Origin of the sequence: Nocardioides segetis, assembly GCF_051390595.1 — a bacterium.
Classification (GTDB): domain Bacteria; phylum Actinomycetota; class Actinomycetes; order Propionibacteriales; family Nocardioidaceae; genus Nocardioides.
The window spans coordinates 258,039-272,522 of the sequence record NZ_JBNINR010000006.1 but is presented as its reverse complement, the minus strand read 5'-3'; the positions used below and the strand labels follow the sequence as shown (position 1 = coordinate 272,522).

14 protein-coding genes are annotated in these 14,484 nt (G+C 70.1%); all 14 read left to right on the top strand.

The window, feature by feature from the left end; translation table 11 throughout:
* Nucleotides 1-76 precede the first annotated feature (76 nt).
* The 14 genes from rplN (at nucleotide 77) to ACPZVR_RS13860 (ending at nucleotide 14,483) form a co-directional block, all read left to right on the top strand.
* Nucleotides 77-445, top strand: a complete 369-nt coding sequence (gene rplN, locus ACPZVR_RS13925) for a 50S ribosomal protein L14 (protein ID WP_011757324.1) — start codon at nucleotides 77-79, stop codon at nucleotides 443-445.
* Nucleotides 445-840, top strand: a complete 396-nt coding sequence (rplX, locus tag ACPZVR_RS13920; protein WP_436700191.1) for a 50S ribosomal protein L24 — start codon at nucleotides 445-447, stop codon at nucleotides 838-840. Before rplN ends, rplX begins: the two co-directional genes overlap by 1 nt.
* Nucleotide 841: 1 nt before the next feature.
* Complete coding sequence (gene rplE / locus ACPZVR_RS13915) at nucleotides 842-1,411, top strand: 50S ribosomal protein L5 (protein ID WP_282403272.1); 570 nt, start codon at nucleotides 842-844, stop codon at nucleotides 1,409-1,411.
* A gap of 3 nt (nucleotides 1,412-1,414) precedes the next feature.
* Entirely contained in the window at nucleotides 1,415-1,600 is a 186-nt protein-coding gene (locus ACPZVR_RS13910; protein ID WP_011757321.1) for a type Z 30S ribosomal protein S14, read from the top strand.
* Nucleotides 1,601-1,666: 66 nt separating this feature from the next.
* Nucleotides 1,667-2,071 (top strand): 30S ribosomal protein S8, encoded by a 405-nt coding sequence (gene rpsH, locus ACPZVR_RS13905; protein ID WP_436700190.1) that lies wholly within the window; start codon nucleotides 1,667-1,669, stop codon nucleotides 2,069-2,071.
* 22 nt (nucleotides 2,072-2,093) lie between these two features.
* Nucleotides 2,094-2,633 (top strand): 50S ribosomal protein L6, encoded by a 540-nt coding sequence (gene rplF / locus ACPZVR_RS13900; protein ID WP_436700189.1) that lies wholly within the window; start codon nucleotides 2,094-2,096, stop codon nucleotides 2,631-2,633.
* A 2-nt stretch (nucleotides 2,634-2,635) separates the two neighbouring features.
* A complete protein-coding gene (gene rplR / locus ACPZVR_RS13895) occupies nucleotides 2,636-3,019 on the top strand; it encodes a 50S ribosomal protein L18 (protein WP_436700295.1) in 384 nt (127 codons plus the stop codon).
* Between the two features lie 25 nt (nucleotides 3,020-3,044).
* Nucleotides 3,045-3,686, top strand: a complete 642-nt coding sequence (gene rpsE, locus ACPZVR_RS13890) for a 30S ribosomal protein S5 (protein ID WP_436700188.1) — start codon at nucleotides 3,045-3,047, stop codon at nucleotides 3,684-3,686.
* Nucleotides 3,686-3,874, top strand: coding sequence for a 50S ribosomal protein L30 (rpmD, locus tag ACPZVR_RS13885; protein WP_136436430.1), 189 nt, complete (start codon nucleotides 3,686-3,688; stop codon nucleotides 3,872-3,874). The genes rpsE and rpmD overlap by 1 nt, the downstream gene beginning before the upstream one ends.
* Nucleotides 3,875-3,876: 2 nt before the next feature.
* Nucleotides 3,877-4,317, top strand: coding sequence for a 50S ribosomal protein L15 (gene rplO, locus ACPZVR_RS13880; protein ID WP_436700187.1), 441 nt, complete (start codon nucleotides 3,877-3,879; stop codon nucleotides 4,315-4,317).
* A gap of 184 nt (nucleotides 4,318-4,501) precedes the next feature.
* Entirely contained in the window at nucleotides 4,502-5,815 is a 1,314-nt protein-coding gene (gene secY / locus ACPZVR_RS13875; protein WP_436700186.1) for a preprotein translocase subunit SecY, read from the top strand.
* Nucleotides 5,812-6,387, top strand: coding sequence for an adenylate kinase (locus tag ACPZVR_RS13870; protein WP_436700185.1), 576 nt, complete (start codon nucleotides 5,812-5,814; stop codon nucleotides 6,385-6,387). Before secY ends, ACPZVR_RS13870 begins: the two co-directional genes overlap by 4 nt.
* 139 nt (nucleotides 6,388-6,526) lie before the next feature.
* On the top strand, nucleotides 6,527-7,366 hold the full coding sequence (gene map, locus ACPZVR_RS13865; protein ID WP_436700184.1) for a type I methionyl aminopeptidase: 840 nt from the start codon (nucleotides 6,527-6,529) through the stop codon (nucleotides 7,364-7,366).
* A gap of 235 nt (nucleotides 7,367-7,601) precedes the next feature.
* The gene (locus ACPZVR_RS13860; protein ID WP_436700183.1) at nucleotides 7,602-14,483 is read left to right on the top strand and encodes a DUF5979 domain-containing protein; all 6,882 of its coding nucleotides are present in this window, start codon (nucleotides 7,602-7,604) and stop codon (nucleotides 14,481-14,483) included.
* The last annotated feature ends 1 nt before the right edge of the window (nucleotide 14,484 follow it).

The following is a 14,484-nucleotide window of genomic DNA, read 5'->3' as shown; positions in this document are numbered from 1 at the left end:
CGTTCGGCCAGGCTCGACCCCTCCGCGTCCGTCGCGGTGAGGGCCCGAGAACCGGCACGACAACCAGGAGAAATCGATGATTCAGCAGGAGTCGCGACTCAAGGTCGCCGACAACACCGGTGCCAAGGAGATCCTTTGCATCCGGGTGCTCGGCGGCTCCGGCCGTCGCTACGCCGGCATCGGCGACGTCATCGTCGCCACTGTCAAGGACGCCATCCCCGGCGGCAACGTCAAGAAGGGCGACGTCGTCAAGGCGGTCGTCGTGCGCACCGTCAAGGAGCGGCGTCGGCCCGACGGGTCCTACATCCGCTTCGACGAGAACGCGGCGGTGATCCTCAAGAACGACGGTGAGCCCCGCGGCACCCGCATCTTCGGGCCGGTCGGCCGCGAGCTGCGGGAGAAGAAGTTCATGAAGATCATCTCGCTCGCGCCGGAGGTGCTGTGATGGCTGCCCGCAAGAAGTCCGAGCAGGTGCGCAAGAAGCCCAACCTGCGCGTCAAGAAGGGCGACACCGTCAAGGTCATCGCCGGCAAGGACAAGGGCGCCGAGGGCAAGATCATCAAGGTCCTCCGTGAGGAGGAGCGCGTGATCGTCGAGGGTGTCAACCGGATCAAGAAGCACACCAAGGTCGTCGACCAGGGTTCGCGCTCCGGCAACACCGGCGGCATCATCACCACCGAGGCCCCGATCCACGTGTCCAACGTGATGCTGGTCGAGGGCGACGGCGTGACCAAGGTCGGCTACAAGCGGGTCGACGTCACCAAGCGCCGCCCCGACGGCTCGGAGTACAGCTCGACGCGCAGCGTCCGCGTCTCCCGCAAGACCGGGAAGGAGATCTGAGATGAGCGAGTCCACCATCGAGAAGGTCACCCCTCGCCTCAAGACCAAGTACCGCGAGGAGATCCTCCCGGCGCTCAAGGCCGAGTTCGAGATCGCCAACGTCATGCAGGTGCCCGGCCTGACCAAGATCGTGGTCAACATGGGTGTCGGCGAGGCCGCGCGCGACTCGAAGCTGATCGAGGGCGCGATCCGCGACCTCACCGCGATCACCGGCCAGAAGCCGGCGGTCACTAAGGCGCGCAAGTCCATCGCCCAGTTCAAGCTGCGTGAGGGCATGCCGATCGGCACGCACGTCACGCTGCGCGGCGACCGGATGTGGGAGTTCCTCGACCGCCTGCTGGCGCTCGCGCTCCCGCGCATCCGTGACTTCCGCGGTCTCTCGCCGAAGCAGTTCGACGGCCGGGGCAACTACACGTTCGGTCTGACCGAGCAGGTCATGTTCCACGAGATCGACCAGGACAAGGTCGACCGCCAGCGGGGCATGGACATCACCATCGTCACCACGGCGACCAACGACGAGCAGGGGCGCGCGCTGCTGAAGCAGCTCGGCTTCCCGTTCAAGGAGAACTGAGTCATGGCGAAGACTGCGCTCAAGGTCAAGGCGGCCCGCAAGCCCAAGTTCGCGGTGCGCGGCTACACCCGCTGCCAGCGCTGCGGCCGGCCCAAGGCCGTCTACCGCAAGTTCGGCCTGTGCCGGATCTGCCTGCGGGAGATGGCTCACCGCGGCGAGCTGCCCGGCGTCACCAAGTCGAGCTGGTAATACCCAACAACGTTGCAGGTCCGCGCGCCGTGAGCGGGCGGAAACCACAGCAGAAGGAAACACATCATGACGATGACTGACCCGATCGCAGACATGCTCACGCGTCTGCGCAACGCCAACCAGGCGTACCACGACGCGGTGACCATGCCGTACAGCAAGCTCAAGGAAGGCGTCGCGGAGATCCTCAAGCAGGAGGGCTACATCACCTCCTACGCGGTCGCCGACAACGAGAACGGCGTCGGCAAGCTGCTGACCGTCACCCTCAAGTACGGCCGCAACCGCGAGCGCTCGATCGCCGGTGTCCGCCGGATCAGCAAGCCCGGTCTGCGGGTGTACGCCAAGCACACCGGTCTGCCGAAGGTCCTCGGCGGCCTGGGCGTGGCGATCATCTCGACCAGCCAGGGTCTGCTGACCGACCGCCAGGCCAACCAGAAGGGCGTGGGTGGGGAAGTCCTCGCCTACGTCTGGTGACAAGGGAAGGAGAGAGAAGAACATGTCGCGCATCGGCAAGCTCCCCGTCCCGGTCCCGGCTGGGGTCGACGTCCAGATCGACGGCGCCGCGGTCACGGTCAAGGGCCCGAAGGGCACCCTGACCCACACCGTCGTGGCTCCGATCACCGTCGAGAAGGGCGAGGGCGTCCTCGAGGTCAAGCGCCCCGACGACGAGCGCCTCTCGAAGGCCTACCACGGCCTGAGCCGCACGCTCATCAACAACATGGTCGTCGGCGTGACCGAGGGCTACGAGAAGAAGCTCGAGATCGTGGGCGTCGGCTACCGCGTCCTGGCCAAGGGCCCGACGCAGCTGGAGTTCCAGCTCGGCTACTCGCACCCGATCATCTTCGACGCCCCCGAGGGCATCACCTTCACGGTGGAGGGCCCGACCAAGCTCGGCGTCGTCGGCATCGACAAGCAGCTGGTCGGCGAGGTCGCCGCCAACATCCGCAAGCTCCGCAAGCCCGAGCCCTACAAGGGCAAGGGCGTCCGGTACGCCGGCGAGCACGTCCGTCGCAAGGTCGGAAAGGCTGGTAAGTGACCATGGCGATCACCCTCAAGCACCAGCGGAACCTCTCGGCTCGCGCCAGCTCCAAGCTGCGCCGCCAGATCCGCGGCCGCAAGAAGATCTCCGGCACCGCCGAGCGTCCGCGCCTGGTGGTCACCCGGTCGAGCAAGCACATCACCGCCCAGGTCGTCGACGACCTGGTCGGCAAGACGCTCGTGTCGGCCTCGACCCTCGAGGGCGACCTGCGTGCCTTCGACGGCGACAAGACCGCCAAGGCGAAGAAGGTCGGCGAGCTCGTCGCCTCCCGTGCCAAGGAGCAGGGCGTGGAGTCGGTCGTCTTCGACCGCGCCGGCAACAAGTATCACGGTCGCATCGCGGCCCTGGCAGATGGCGCCCGCGAGGGCGGCCTGACCTTCTGACCGCGAACAGGACTGAGGAGAGATCATGAGCGGACCCCAGCGCGGACAGCGTTCGGGCGGCGACCGTGGTGGCCGTGGCGGCCGCGACGGTGGTCGTGGCGCCGAGAAGAGCCAGTACGTCGAGCGCGTCGTCGCCATCAACCGCGTCGCCAAGGTCGTGAAGGGTGGTCGTCGCTTCAGCTTCACCGCCCTCGTGATCGTCGGTGACGGTGACGGTCTGGTCGGCGTCGGCTACGGCAAGGCCAAGGAAGTTCCCGCGGCGATCGCCAAGGGCGTCGAGGAGGCGAAGAAGAACTTCTTCCGCGTCCCGCGCGTCCAGGGCACGATCCCGCACCCGGTCCAGGGCGAGAAGGCGGCCGGTGTCGTCTTCCTGCGTCCGGCCGCCCCCGGTACCGGTGTCATCGCCGGTGGTCCGGTGCGCGCCGTCCTGGAGTGCGCCGGCATCCACGACGTGCTCAGCAAGTCGCTGGGCTCGTCCAACCAGATCAACATCGTGCACGCGACCGTCGCGGCGCTCCAGATGCTGGAGCAGCCCGAGTCGGTGGCGGCGCGGCGTGGTCTGCCCGTCGAGCACGTCGCCCCGGCGGCGCTGCTGAAGGCCAAGGCCGAGGGCGAGGCCGCCGCGGCCGCCGCCAAGGCATCCGCGCCCGAGGCGGTGACGGTCTGATGGCTCAGCTGAAGGTCCAGCAGACCAAGTCGAAGATCGGCACGAAGGCCAACCAGCGCGAGACCCTGCGCAGCCTGGGCCTCAAGCGGATCGGCGACGTCGTGATCAAGGAGGACCGTCCCGAGATCCGGGGCATGGTCCACACCGTCCGTCACCTGGTGACGGTCGAGGTCGTCGGAGGCGAGTGACTATGACGCTCAAGCTGCACCACCTGCGCCCCGCGCCGGGCGCGAAGACCGCCAAGACCCGCGTGGGTCGTGGTGAGGGATCCAAGGGCAAGACCGCGGGTCGTGGTACGAAGGGCACCAAGGCCCGCTACCAGGTCCCGGTCGCGTTCGAGGGTGGCCAGATGCCGCTGCACATGCGGCTCCCGAAGCTCAAGGGCTTCAAGAACCCGTTCAAGGTGACCTTCCAGGTCGTCAACCTCGACCGGATCAGCGCGCTGTTCCCCGAGGGTGGCGACGTCACCCCGGAGACGCTGGTCGCCAAGGGCGCGGTCCGCAAGGGCCACCCGGTCAAGGTGCTCGGCCAGGGTGACCTGACGGTCAAGGTCGCGGTGAGCGCGGACGCGTTCTCGGCCTCGGCCAAGGAGAAGATCGAGGGCGCCGGCGGGACCGTCACGGTCCTGTGACGACGCTGCGAGGGGCGCGTCGGACTTGGGGGAACACCCGGTCCGACAGCGCCCCTCGTTCGTCTCCGCCGTCAGCGTGCCGGCCGGATCGCCCGTCTTCATCGGCGTACCGGACCGGCGGCTGTGTGCCCCCTGTTAGGCTTCCCCGCGGCCACAAGGCCAGCGATGAGAGAAGAGGACCCGCGTGCTCACCGCGTTCGTGAACGCCTTCCGGACCCCGGACCTGCGGCGCAAGCTGCTGTTCGTCCTGTTGATCATCGTCATCTTCAGGGCCGGGTCCCAGATCCCGGCACCTGGCGTGCACGTCTCCAATGTGGAGAAGTGCATCAAGGTGGTCGAGGAAGGCAGCAACGCCAGTCTCTACAGCCTGGTGAACCTGTTCTCCGGCGGAGCGCTCCTCCAGCTGACGATCTTCGCGCTCGGCATCATGCCGTACATCACCGCGAGCATCATCCTGCAGCTGCTCGTCGTGGTGATCCCGCGGCTCGAGGCCCTCAAGAAGGAGGGCCAGGCCGGCCAGACGAAGATCACGCAGTACACGCGCTATCTCACCCTCGGCCTCGCGGTCCTGCAGGCGACCGGCATCGTCGCGCTCGCGCGCACCGGCAACCTGCTGCAGGGCTGTGACAGCTCGCAGTACCCGCTGCTGCACTCCAACAACACGCAGACCTTCCTGGTGCTGGTCGTGACGATGACGGCGGGCACCGCGGTCATCATGTGGCTCGGTGAGCTCATCACCGAGCGCGGCGTCGGCAACGGCATGTCGATCCTGATCTTCACCCAGGTCGTCGCGACCTTCCCCGCCTCGCTGTGGCAGGTCAAGATCAGCCAGGGCTGGTGGACCTTCGGCATCGTGGTCATCATCGGCCTCGTCCTCGTGGCGGCCGTCATCTTCATCGAGCAGGCGCAGCGCCGGATCCCGGTGCAGTACGCCCGCCGGATGGTCGGCCGCAAGATGTTCGGCGGCAGCTCGACCTACATCCCGCTCAAGGTCAACCAGGCCGGCATCATCCCGGTCATCTTCGCCTCGTCGCTGCTCTACCTGCCGGCGATGGCCGTGCAGTTCAACCAGGAGAACCCGAACCAGTTCATCCGGTGGGTCAACGAGTACCTCGTCGACCAGGGACACCCGATCCACATGGCGGCGTACTTCCTGCTGATCATCTTCTTCACCTACTTCTACGTGTCGATCACCTTCAACCCGCAAGAGGTGGCCGACAACATGAAGAAGTACGGCGGCTTCATCCCCGGGATCCGGGCGGGCAAGCCGACCCAGGACTATCTGTCCTACGTCCTGTCCCGCATCACGCTGCCGGGTGCTCTCTACCTGGGTCTGATCTCGCTCGTACCGCTGATCGCGTTCGTGTTGATCAACGCCAACCAGAACTTCCCGTTCGGTGGCACGTCCATCCTGATCATGGTCGGCGTCGCGCTCGACACCGTGAAGCAGATCGAGAGCCAGCTCCAGCAGCGCAACTACGAAGGATTCCTGCGTTGAGGCTTCTGATCATGGGCCCGCCGGGTGCTGGCAAGGGCACCCAGGCGAAGGCGGTCGCCGACCACTTCGGCGTGCCGGCCATCTCCACCGGAGACATCTTCCGGGCGAACGTCGGGCAGGGCACGCCGCTCGGCATCGAGGCCAAGCGCTACATGGACGCGGGGGAGTACGTCCCCGACGAGGTCACCAACAACATGGTCCGGGACCGGATCGCCGAGCCGGACGCCGAGAAGGGCTTCCTGCTCGACGGCTACCCGCGCACCCTGGCCCAGGTCACCGAGCTCGACGAGATGGTCGAGAAGACCGGCCACCGCATCGACGCCGTCCTGTGCCTGACCGTCGACCGCGAGGCCCTGATCAGCCGGCTGCTGAAGCGGGCCGAGATCGAGGGCCGCGCCGACGACAACGAGGACGTCATCCGCCGCCGGCAGGAGGTCTACGTCGAGGAGACCGAGCCGCTGATCGCTGTGTACGCCGAGCGCGGCCTGGTCGTCTCCGTCGACGGCATGGGCGAGATCGACGAGGTCCAGCAGCGGATCTTCGACGCCCTCGACGACCTGCCGCAGTCTTGATCTGCCCGAGCGTGTCGCAGACGGACCTCGCCGCCCGGGCCTCGCACGCTCGACCCACGGGCTTCGGTCCGTGCGGCTTCGCCGCCGTGCGCCACGCTGCCGGGCGTGGCCGGGGCCGGTTCTCTAGGGCGGCCTGACGGTGTTCTTCGGCCAGCACCGGATCGAGATCAAGACCCCCGAGCAGGTGCGGTCGATGCGCGCGGCCGGCCTCGTCGTCGGGCGCACGCTCGCGCGGGTGCGTGACGCGGTCCGGCCCGGTGTCACGACGGCGCAGCTCGACGCCCTCGCCGAGGCGAGCATCCGCGACGAGGGCTGCGTGCCGTCGTTCCTCGGCTACGGCGAGCCGCCGTTCCCGGCGAGCATCTGCGCCTCGGTCAACGACGAGGTGGTGCACGGCATCCCGGGTGGGCGGGTCCTCACCGAGGGCGACGTCATCTCGATCGACTGCGGCGCCATCGCGTTCGACGACGCCGGCCAGGGCTGGCACGGCGACGCGGCGACGACCGTCGCCGTGGGACCGGTGCGCGACGACGTCGCGGAGCTGATGCGGGTCACCGAGGAGGCGCTGTGGCGCGGGCTCGCGGCCGCGCGCAGCGGCGGGCGGGTCGGCGACATCTCGCACGCGGTCGCGTCCTACGTCCACGGCGAGGGCGCCTACGGCATCGTCGACGGCTACACCGGCCACGGCATCGGCACCGCCATGCACATGGAGCCCGACGTGCCCAACGAGGGCCGCCCCGGTCGGGGCCCGCGGCTGCGGGAGGGCATCGCGCTGGCCGTCGAGCCGATGATCACGCTCGGCGACCCGGCCACCGACGTCGCGGCCGACGCGTGGACGGTGGTGACCTCCGACGGCGGCTGGGCGGCCCACTACGAGCACACCTTCGCCCTCACGGAGCGGGGGGTCTGGGTGCTGACGGCCGAGGACGGCGGGCGCGCGCGTCTCGAGCAGCTCGGTGCCGCCTACGGCGGCGACTGACCGCGAGGTCCCCTCCCCAGCGAGGCGATGCGACCGCGCCGGACCGGAATCCGGGGGAGGATCCGGGGGATCTCTGGTGAGACCTGCATAACTTTCGGGGCATTCCGGCGTTGTCCGCGTTTTTTCCCACGTACCGTCTCCTCCGGGACATAGGGAGGGACATACCGTGGGAGAGGTACGCCCGCTTCAGGGCGGGAGCATGCGTCGTTGGGTTGTGGGAGGCCTGGCGATGCTCATGACGATGTTGAGCGCGCTGATGGTGGTACCGCCGTCGTCGGCGGCGCCGGAGTCGCTGCAGATCGACAAGTCGGTCGACAAGACCGCCCCCGCACCGGGGGAGACGTTCACCTACCAGATCCAGGTGCGCTGCTCGGAGGACGACTGCCTCGACGCGCAGGTGGTCGACGAGCTGCCGGACGAGCTGGTCGGGTTCGCGATCCAGAACGTCTCGTTCAGCCCGAACCCGACCACGGTGCCGCGCACCGTGACCTGGCAGCCGGGCGGGGGAGCCAGCCACCCGGCCACCGTCGCGGCGGGCACGAGCCTCACCGTCGACCTCCAGCAGCCGACGGACGGTCCGGTGGGCATCGGGCTGCAGGCCGGCACGACCTACACGATCTCGATCTCGCTGAAGGTGCCCGACGACTACCCGCCGGGCCGCAGCGGTGACATCGTCAACACCGCGCGGGTCACGGCGTCCAACGCCAACACCAAGACCAGCAGCGCCACGATCAACGTCGAGGCGCCGATCACCACCGGTGTCGCGGTCGACAAGACCTGGATGCCGAGCAGCCAGTCGTTCAACCCCGGCGCGGAGTCGACGATCGGTCTCACGGCGCGCAACTCCAGCAACGTCGCGGTCGACCGTCTCACCCTCCAGGAGCCGAAGAGCGCTCCGGACGGCGCGGTGGAGCTCGACTCGAGCAACCCGTTCACCATCACCGACTTCGCCGGCTTCGGCGATGTCGCGCTGCCCGCCGGCTGCACGACCGTGCGCGTCGACGCCTACGTCCGCACCGCGGGCACGTGGAGCTGGGTCGAGGGCGCGGACGCACCCGCGAGCAGCCCGCTGGGCCTCCCCGCCGGCGTGACGAACGCCGAGGTCGGCGGCATCCGGGTCACCTGCGACGGCACCGTCGCGCCCGGACAGCGCATCGAGCTCGACCTCGACCTCACCCAGCGCGCGACCGACCGCGACGACGGCGACGACCTGTCGACCGACGAGCACCGCGTGGACAACGTGACCACGGGCTCCGCGGCGCTCGCCGGCCAGCCGACCGTGCGCGACGACGGCCAGGCGTCGTACGTCGTCCGCCCGGCGATCCCGTCGGTCGAGGCGAACAAGAACATCTCGCCGGACAGCATCACCGCGGGGCAGGACGCCCCGGCGACGATCACCGGCACCAACGGCGGCGTGCCCGTCACCAGCCTCACCGTCGCCGACCTCGACTTCTTCACCGACGAGGTCACCTTCGACGGCTTCAGCGGCCCGCTGACCTGGCCCGCCGCCGCGACCGGTGCCACGGTCACCTACCACCTGCTCGCGGGTGGGACCGAGGAGCGGACCGTGGGCGCCGGCCAGGTGCCGAGCGCCCCGAGCGCCAAGATCTCCGGCTTCGAGATCACCTGGACCGGCCCGATCGAGGCCGACGAGACCGGCGGCGCGGCGTTCACCATCGCCACCACCGAGGACGCCACCGACGGCGCGGCCGAGGTGACCCTGACCAACAAGGTCGACGTCGAGGTCAAGGCCTCGAACGGTCTCACCGACACCGACAGCGACACCGACACGCTGCGGGTCGTCGACCCGGCGATCACCGCCACGCTGGACAAGGCGGTGCGGCCGGGATCGGCCGTCGCCCCGGGCCAGTCCGTCATCTCGTCGCTGAAGGCCAACGTGATCGCCCACGGCGACGGCGCCGTCGTCCACGACATCGTCGTCGAGGACGTCGTCGGCACGGGGAACGCCGAGTTCTGGGAGGCCTTCGACCTGGTCTCGATCGCGCCCACGCAGGTGCCGGCCGGCACCACGCTGACCGTCGAGGTGCAAGACACCGACGGCACGTGGCACGAGCTGGTCGTGCACGGCCCCCAGCCCGAGGCGACCGTGCTGCGGCTCGACGCCGCCGCCACCGCGGCCGCGCTGGGCACGTCCGGCCTGGACCGCGACGACGTCCAGGGCATCCGGTTCTCGTTCCACAACAGCACCGGCTTCCCGAGCGACGTCACGCTGACGCCGAACCTCGAGTTCGAGGCCCGCGGCATCCTGCGCGGCGGCGGCGACGTCACGCCCGGGCCGGACACGCCGACGCGGTACGTCAACGCGGCGACGGTCACCGCCGACGGCGAGTCGGCCGGCGGCAACGCCCTGCACGGCGCCGACGGCGACGAGGACGCGGGCACGATCGTCACCGACGACAGCGGACCCGGACCCGGTGTCGACATCGAGAAGAGCTGGAGCGACGCCGCGGTGGACGCCCAGTCGGGTGACCGCGCCACGACCCACCTCGACTGGAACGTGAGCAAGGGCCTCTCGCCCGTGCGGATCAGCGACGGCGCGGCCGACCCGGCGACGACCCCGGTCGGGGCGACCGTGTACGACGCCTTCGACCTGGTCCGGATCGACCCGGTCGGAGCGTCGGCCACGCCGTACTCCACCGGCTGGTACCTGCGCTACGACACCGTCACGGAGGTCGCCCTCTACGACGGCAGCACGTGGGTCGTCGTCCCCGCCCCGGGCGGCTCCTGGCGCGCGCCGGACGGCGGCTTCAAGGGCTACGACCTGACGCCCGCCCAGCGGGCGTCGACCACCGGCGTGCGGATCGTGGTCGAGGAGACCGCGGCCGACACCGCCCGGCGCGAGGCCGCCCAGCAGGCCGGCAACGCGTTCGACCCCTACGCCCCCGACCCCGGCACGGGCGTCGGCGCCGGCAGCACCGACCGCCGGTTCTCGCTGGGCTGGCAGGTGCGCGACAAGGCCCGCTCCGACGGGGCGTTCGTGGTCGCCGACCGCGACTACAACACCGCGGACGAGGGCGTCGTCGAGAACGACACCGAGCTGCGCGGCACGCCCGTCGGCGGCGGCACTCCCGTCACCGACACCGCGGCCGACACCATCCAGATCCTCGACCCCGAGCCGGTGGTCGCCGTGACCAAGGCGGTCACCCCGACGGCTCCCGTGCACGTGCCGCCGGTGGGCACTCCCGCCCAGGACTACCCGACGGCGACCTGGGTGCTCAAGGGGAACAACGGGTCGACCGCGCGGGCGTCGTACGTCCGCCTGACCGACCCCGCGACCTGCACCGACACCACCGTGGCGGACTGCCAGAGCAGTGCCGACGCGACGGGTGCCACCGCGGACCCGTTCGACCTCGATGCCGACCACCTCGGCAGCGCGTCGCGGCCCAACCCGCTGGAGCGCTTCGACGTCACCGGCATCACCATCACCGCGTCGAAGCCGGGTCAGATCGACCAGGCGGCCACCGTGGTGTGGCTGCTGCGCTACGACGAGGCCACGCGGACCTACTCCTCGGAGCGATCGACCATGGCCGCGGTCAACGGCGGAGTGAGCGACCCGGGCAGCATCGTCGGGATCAGCGTGACCTTCCAGCACACCGACCCGGCCACGTCCGGCGGCACGATCACCCAGGACAACGACCTGACGATCAGCCTGCAGACCCGGCTGCGGCCGACGCTGCGCAGCACCGGCGCCGACCAGGTGCTGCGGGCCGGGGACACCTTCGACGTCGTGAACCGTGTGTTCGCGCAGTCGTACGACCCGATCGCGGGCACCGGGGTCAAGACCGGTGACGTCGCGGACGCCACGTTGGTGCTGACCGGGGGCCTGGTCAACATCACGCCGACCAAGACGATCACGCCGAGCCTGATCAACGAGCCCAAGCCCGACGTACCGGTCACGGTGACGCTCGGCGCGAACCAGGGCTCCGACCCGCGCAGCACGCTCTCGCCCCAGCAGGTCGTGATCGAGGACCAGGCCAAGTCGCCGGAGTTCTGGAACACCTTCCGCTTCACCGGCTTCCACCAGTTCTCCTACCCGGCGAGCGTCGACCGGATCAGGGTCGACGCCTGGGACGGCACCCAGTGGGTGATCGGCACGCCGGCGGAGCTGCCGCACCTGCCCGACGGCATCTCGCCGGCCGACGTCCAGGGCGTCCGGGTCACGTTCAGCCGAGCCGACGGGCAGCTGTTCTCGTCGACGGTGCCGGCGCCGAACTGGGCCGTCGCGGCCACGTTCGGGGTGCGCCTGCGCGAGACCTACCGCGACTCGGGCGACCCGGTCCGCTTCGACGGCGAGATCACCAACACGCAGACGTCGTCCTCGTCGCGGCCCGACGGCAACGACGCCGGGCCGAAGGACGCGAGCGCCACGATCGACCTGTCGCCCGGCACGCGGGAGATCGCGGTCCGCAAGCTGACCAACGACGGCACCCGGCTGGCGTCGGTCGGTGAGCTGGTGCCGTTCGACCTCACCATCGAGAACGCCGGCACGGGCTATCTCACCCTGACCGACCTGAAGGACGTCCTGCCGCCGGAGCTGCTCTACACCGGCGTGCCGCCCACCTTCACGGCCGACCCGGCGGGGACGCTGTCGGACCAGGTCACCGTGACGCCCGAGTCCGGTGGATCCGTCCTGCGGTTCACCTGGCCCGGCGACGGCGCACGGATGCTCCCGGGCGAGGTCTTCCGGATCCGGCTGCAGCTCGAGCTGCAGCCCGGTCTCGGCAGTGGGGAGAAGGCCACCAACACGATGACGGTGCGCACCGAGGAGACCCTGACCTCGTGCCGCAACGTCGTGTCCAACGGCGGCCTGACCGACGACTGGTCGAACGACAAGCAGACCTGCGGCACGTCCGACTTCGTCGGCGCGGTCGACGGGCCGAACCTCTACACCGTCAAGGGCGTGCGCGGCTCGCTCGACGGGGCGTTCGACCCGGCCAACCCGGCCGCGACGTGCAGCCCGACCCTGGCCGCGACCGGTGGCTCCTACTACCGCACGCCCTGTGTCGCCAACAGCCAGGTCGACGGGACCGACGACTGGGTCCTGCACAGCGTCAACGCCGGCACGGTCACCATCGACGAGATGACGGTCTTCGACCAGCTCCCGGTGCGTGGCGACCTCCAGCTGGTGTCCGGCAACGCCCGTGGGTCGGCGTTCCGTCCGCAGCTCGTGGCCGGCTCCCTGCAGGTCCACGCGCCGGCGGGCACGACCCAGCGCATCGAGGTCACCACGAGCGCCGGCGTGTGCGCCGGCACCTGGAGTGGCCTGCCCACCCAGCCGGTCTGCGAGCAGAACGGCGAGGCGTGGACGGTCGCCGACGGTGACACCGACTGGTCGGAGGTGACCGGCATCCGCGTCCACCTCGACTTCCGTACGACGCCCCAGGGCTCGCTGCGGGCCGGTGAGGCCGTGGACGTCACCTTCTCCACCACGAACGTGATGGCCTCCGACACCGACGCCAGCGGGGTGCCCCGCACGGTGCCGGCCGACGACCTGCTGGCCTGGAACCAGCACGGCATCAAGTTCAAGTACACCGACCGGAACATGTTCCGCCAGATCGCCCCGAGCCGGGTCGGCGTGCACCTGCGCACCGGTTCGGTCCGGCTCCGCAAGGAGATCACCGGCCCCGCGGCGTCGTACGCACCGGACCTGATCCGGGTCGGCGCGCAGTGCGAGGCCGGAGGGGTGCCGCTCGACCTCGGTTCGGACGAGGAGCTCGCCCTGCGCCGGGCCGGCGACTGGCTCGCCGTGATCGAGGGCGTGCCGATCAGCGCCAACGGCAGCTCGTGCACCTTCGACGAGCAGGGCCCGCTCGGCCGCTGGGGCGAGACCTCGCGGTCCGGCACCCCGGTGACGGTGGACGTCGAGGATCCGGACACCGTGCCGACCGAGACGATCACCAACGACTACCGGTTCACGGGACTGTCGGTGACCAAGCGGGTCCAGACCCCGGCGACCGGCACCTCCTTCGGGCCGTTCACCTTCACCCTGAGCTGCACGTCGATCACGGGTCAGGACGTCACCTTCGACGACGCCGGCACCACGGAGCTGGAGTTCACCCTCGAGGAGGGCAAGACCTTCACCGCCCCGGCCGACCGGATCCCGGTGGGCGCCGCCTGCGAGGTCACCGAGACCGACCGGTTCTTCGCCGACCGGATCGTCGTCACCGGTGACAACGTCGCCGACAACGGCGACGGCTCGGCGACGGTCACGCCCGGCACCGTCCCGGCCGAGGTCGAGGTCACCAACGCCTACGACGCGGGCACCGTGACGCTGGAGAAGAAGGTCGACGGCGACGGCGCCGCCCGCTACGGCACCGGCACCTTCACCTTCCAGATGCAGTGCACCTACCGCGGCCAGACGCCGTTCGACGACACCATCCGGCTCGCCGCCGGAGCTTCGCGCACGGTGGGACCGTTCGCCGTCGGCACGACCTGCACGGTGAAGGAGACGGGCACGGGCGGCGCGACGTCGAGCGTGCTCACGCCGGCCGACGGTGTCGTGAAGGTGCCGGCGCCCGCCCAGGACGCCGAGACCAGCCGGGTGTCGCTGACCGCGACCAACACCTTCCGGCTGACCTCGCTCGACGTGACCAAGGAGGTCGTCGGTGACCCCGCGGCCCCGGGTGCGAAGGGTCCGTTCCGGGTCGCGCTGGCCTGCACCTGGCTCGTCGACGGCCAGCGGGTCGCGTTCGACGTGCCCGGCGGCGCGGAGCGCGTGCTCGCGAAGGGCAACGGCTACCGGGCGTCCTACCAGGAGCTGCCGTCGAGCGCCGCCTGCACGCTGAAGGAGACCAAGGACGGTGGTGCGGCGTCGACCTCGATGACCGCGAAGGTCGCCGGTCAGGTCGTGAAGTCGCGCAAGGCGACGATCCCGGTCGACCTCACGCCGACCGGTGGGCCGGGGGAGGCCTCGGTCCGCGTGGTCAACACCTTCGACGCCGTGGCCGCCGGAGGTGAGGAGCGCGGCGGCGCCGGGCTCCCGAACGCCGGCGCGCCGTACCGACCCTGGCAGCTCGTCCTCGGTGGACTGCTCGTGCTGGCCGGCCTGCTGAGCGTGCTCCGCAGTCGGCGTCGCCCGGGACGTCATCTAGGCTGAG

Coding starts and splice junctions, on each gene's coding strand:
- rplN (WP_011757324.1), top strand. CDS start 77: ATGATTCAGCAGGAGTCGCGACTCAAGGTCGCCGACAACACCGGTGCC.
- rplX (WP_436700191.1), top strand. CDS start 445: ATGGCTGCCCGCAAGAAGTCCGAGCAGGTGCGCAAGAAGCCCAACCTG.
- rplE (WP_282403272.1), top strand. CDS start 842: ATGAGCGAGTCCACCATCGAGAAGGTCACCCCTCGCCTCAAGACCAAG.
- ACPZVR_RS13910 (WP_011757321.1), top strand. CDS start 1,415: ATGGCGAAGACTGCGCTCAAGGTCAAGGCGGCCCGCAAGCCCAAGTTC.
- rpsH (WP_436700190.1), top strand. CDS start 1,667: ATGACGATGACTGACCCGATCGCAGACATGCTCACGCGTCTGCGCAAC.
- rplF (WP_436700189.1), top strand. CDS start 2,094: ATGTCGCGCATCGGCAAGCTCCCCGTCCCGGTCCCGGCTGGGGTCGAC.
- rplR (WP_436700295.1), top strand. CDS start 2,636: ATGGCGATCACCCTCAAGCACCAGCGGAACCTCTCGGCTCGCGCCAGC.
- rpsE (WP_436700188.1), top strand. CDS start 3,045: ATGAGCGGACCCCAGCGCGGACAGCGTTCGGGCGGCGACCGTGGTGGC.
- rpmD (WP_136436430.1), top strand. CDS start 3,686: ATGGCTCAGCTGAAGGTCCAGCAGACCAAGTCGAAGATCGGCACGAAG.
- rplO (WP_436700187.1), top strand. CDS start 3,877: ATGACGCTCAAGCTGCACCACCTGCGCCCCGCGCCGGGCGCGAAGACC.
- ACPZVR_RS13860 (WP_436700183.1), top strand. CDS start 7,602: ATGACGATGTTGAGCGCGCTGATGGTGGTACCGCCGTCGTCGGCGGCG.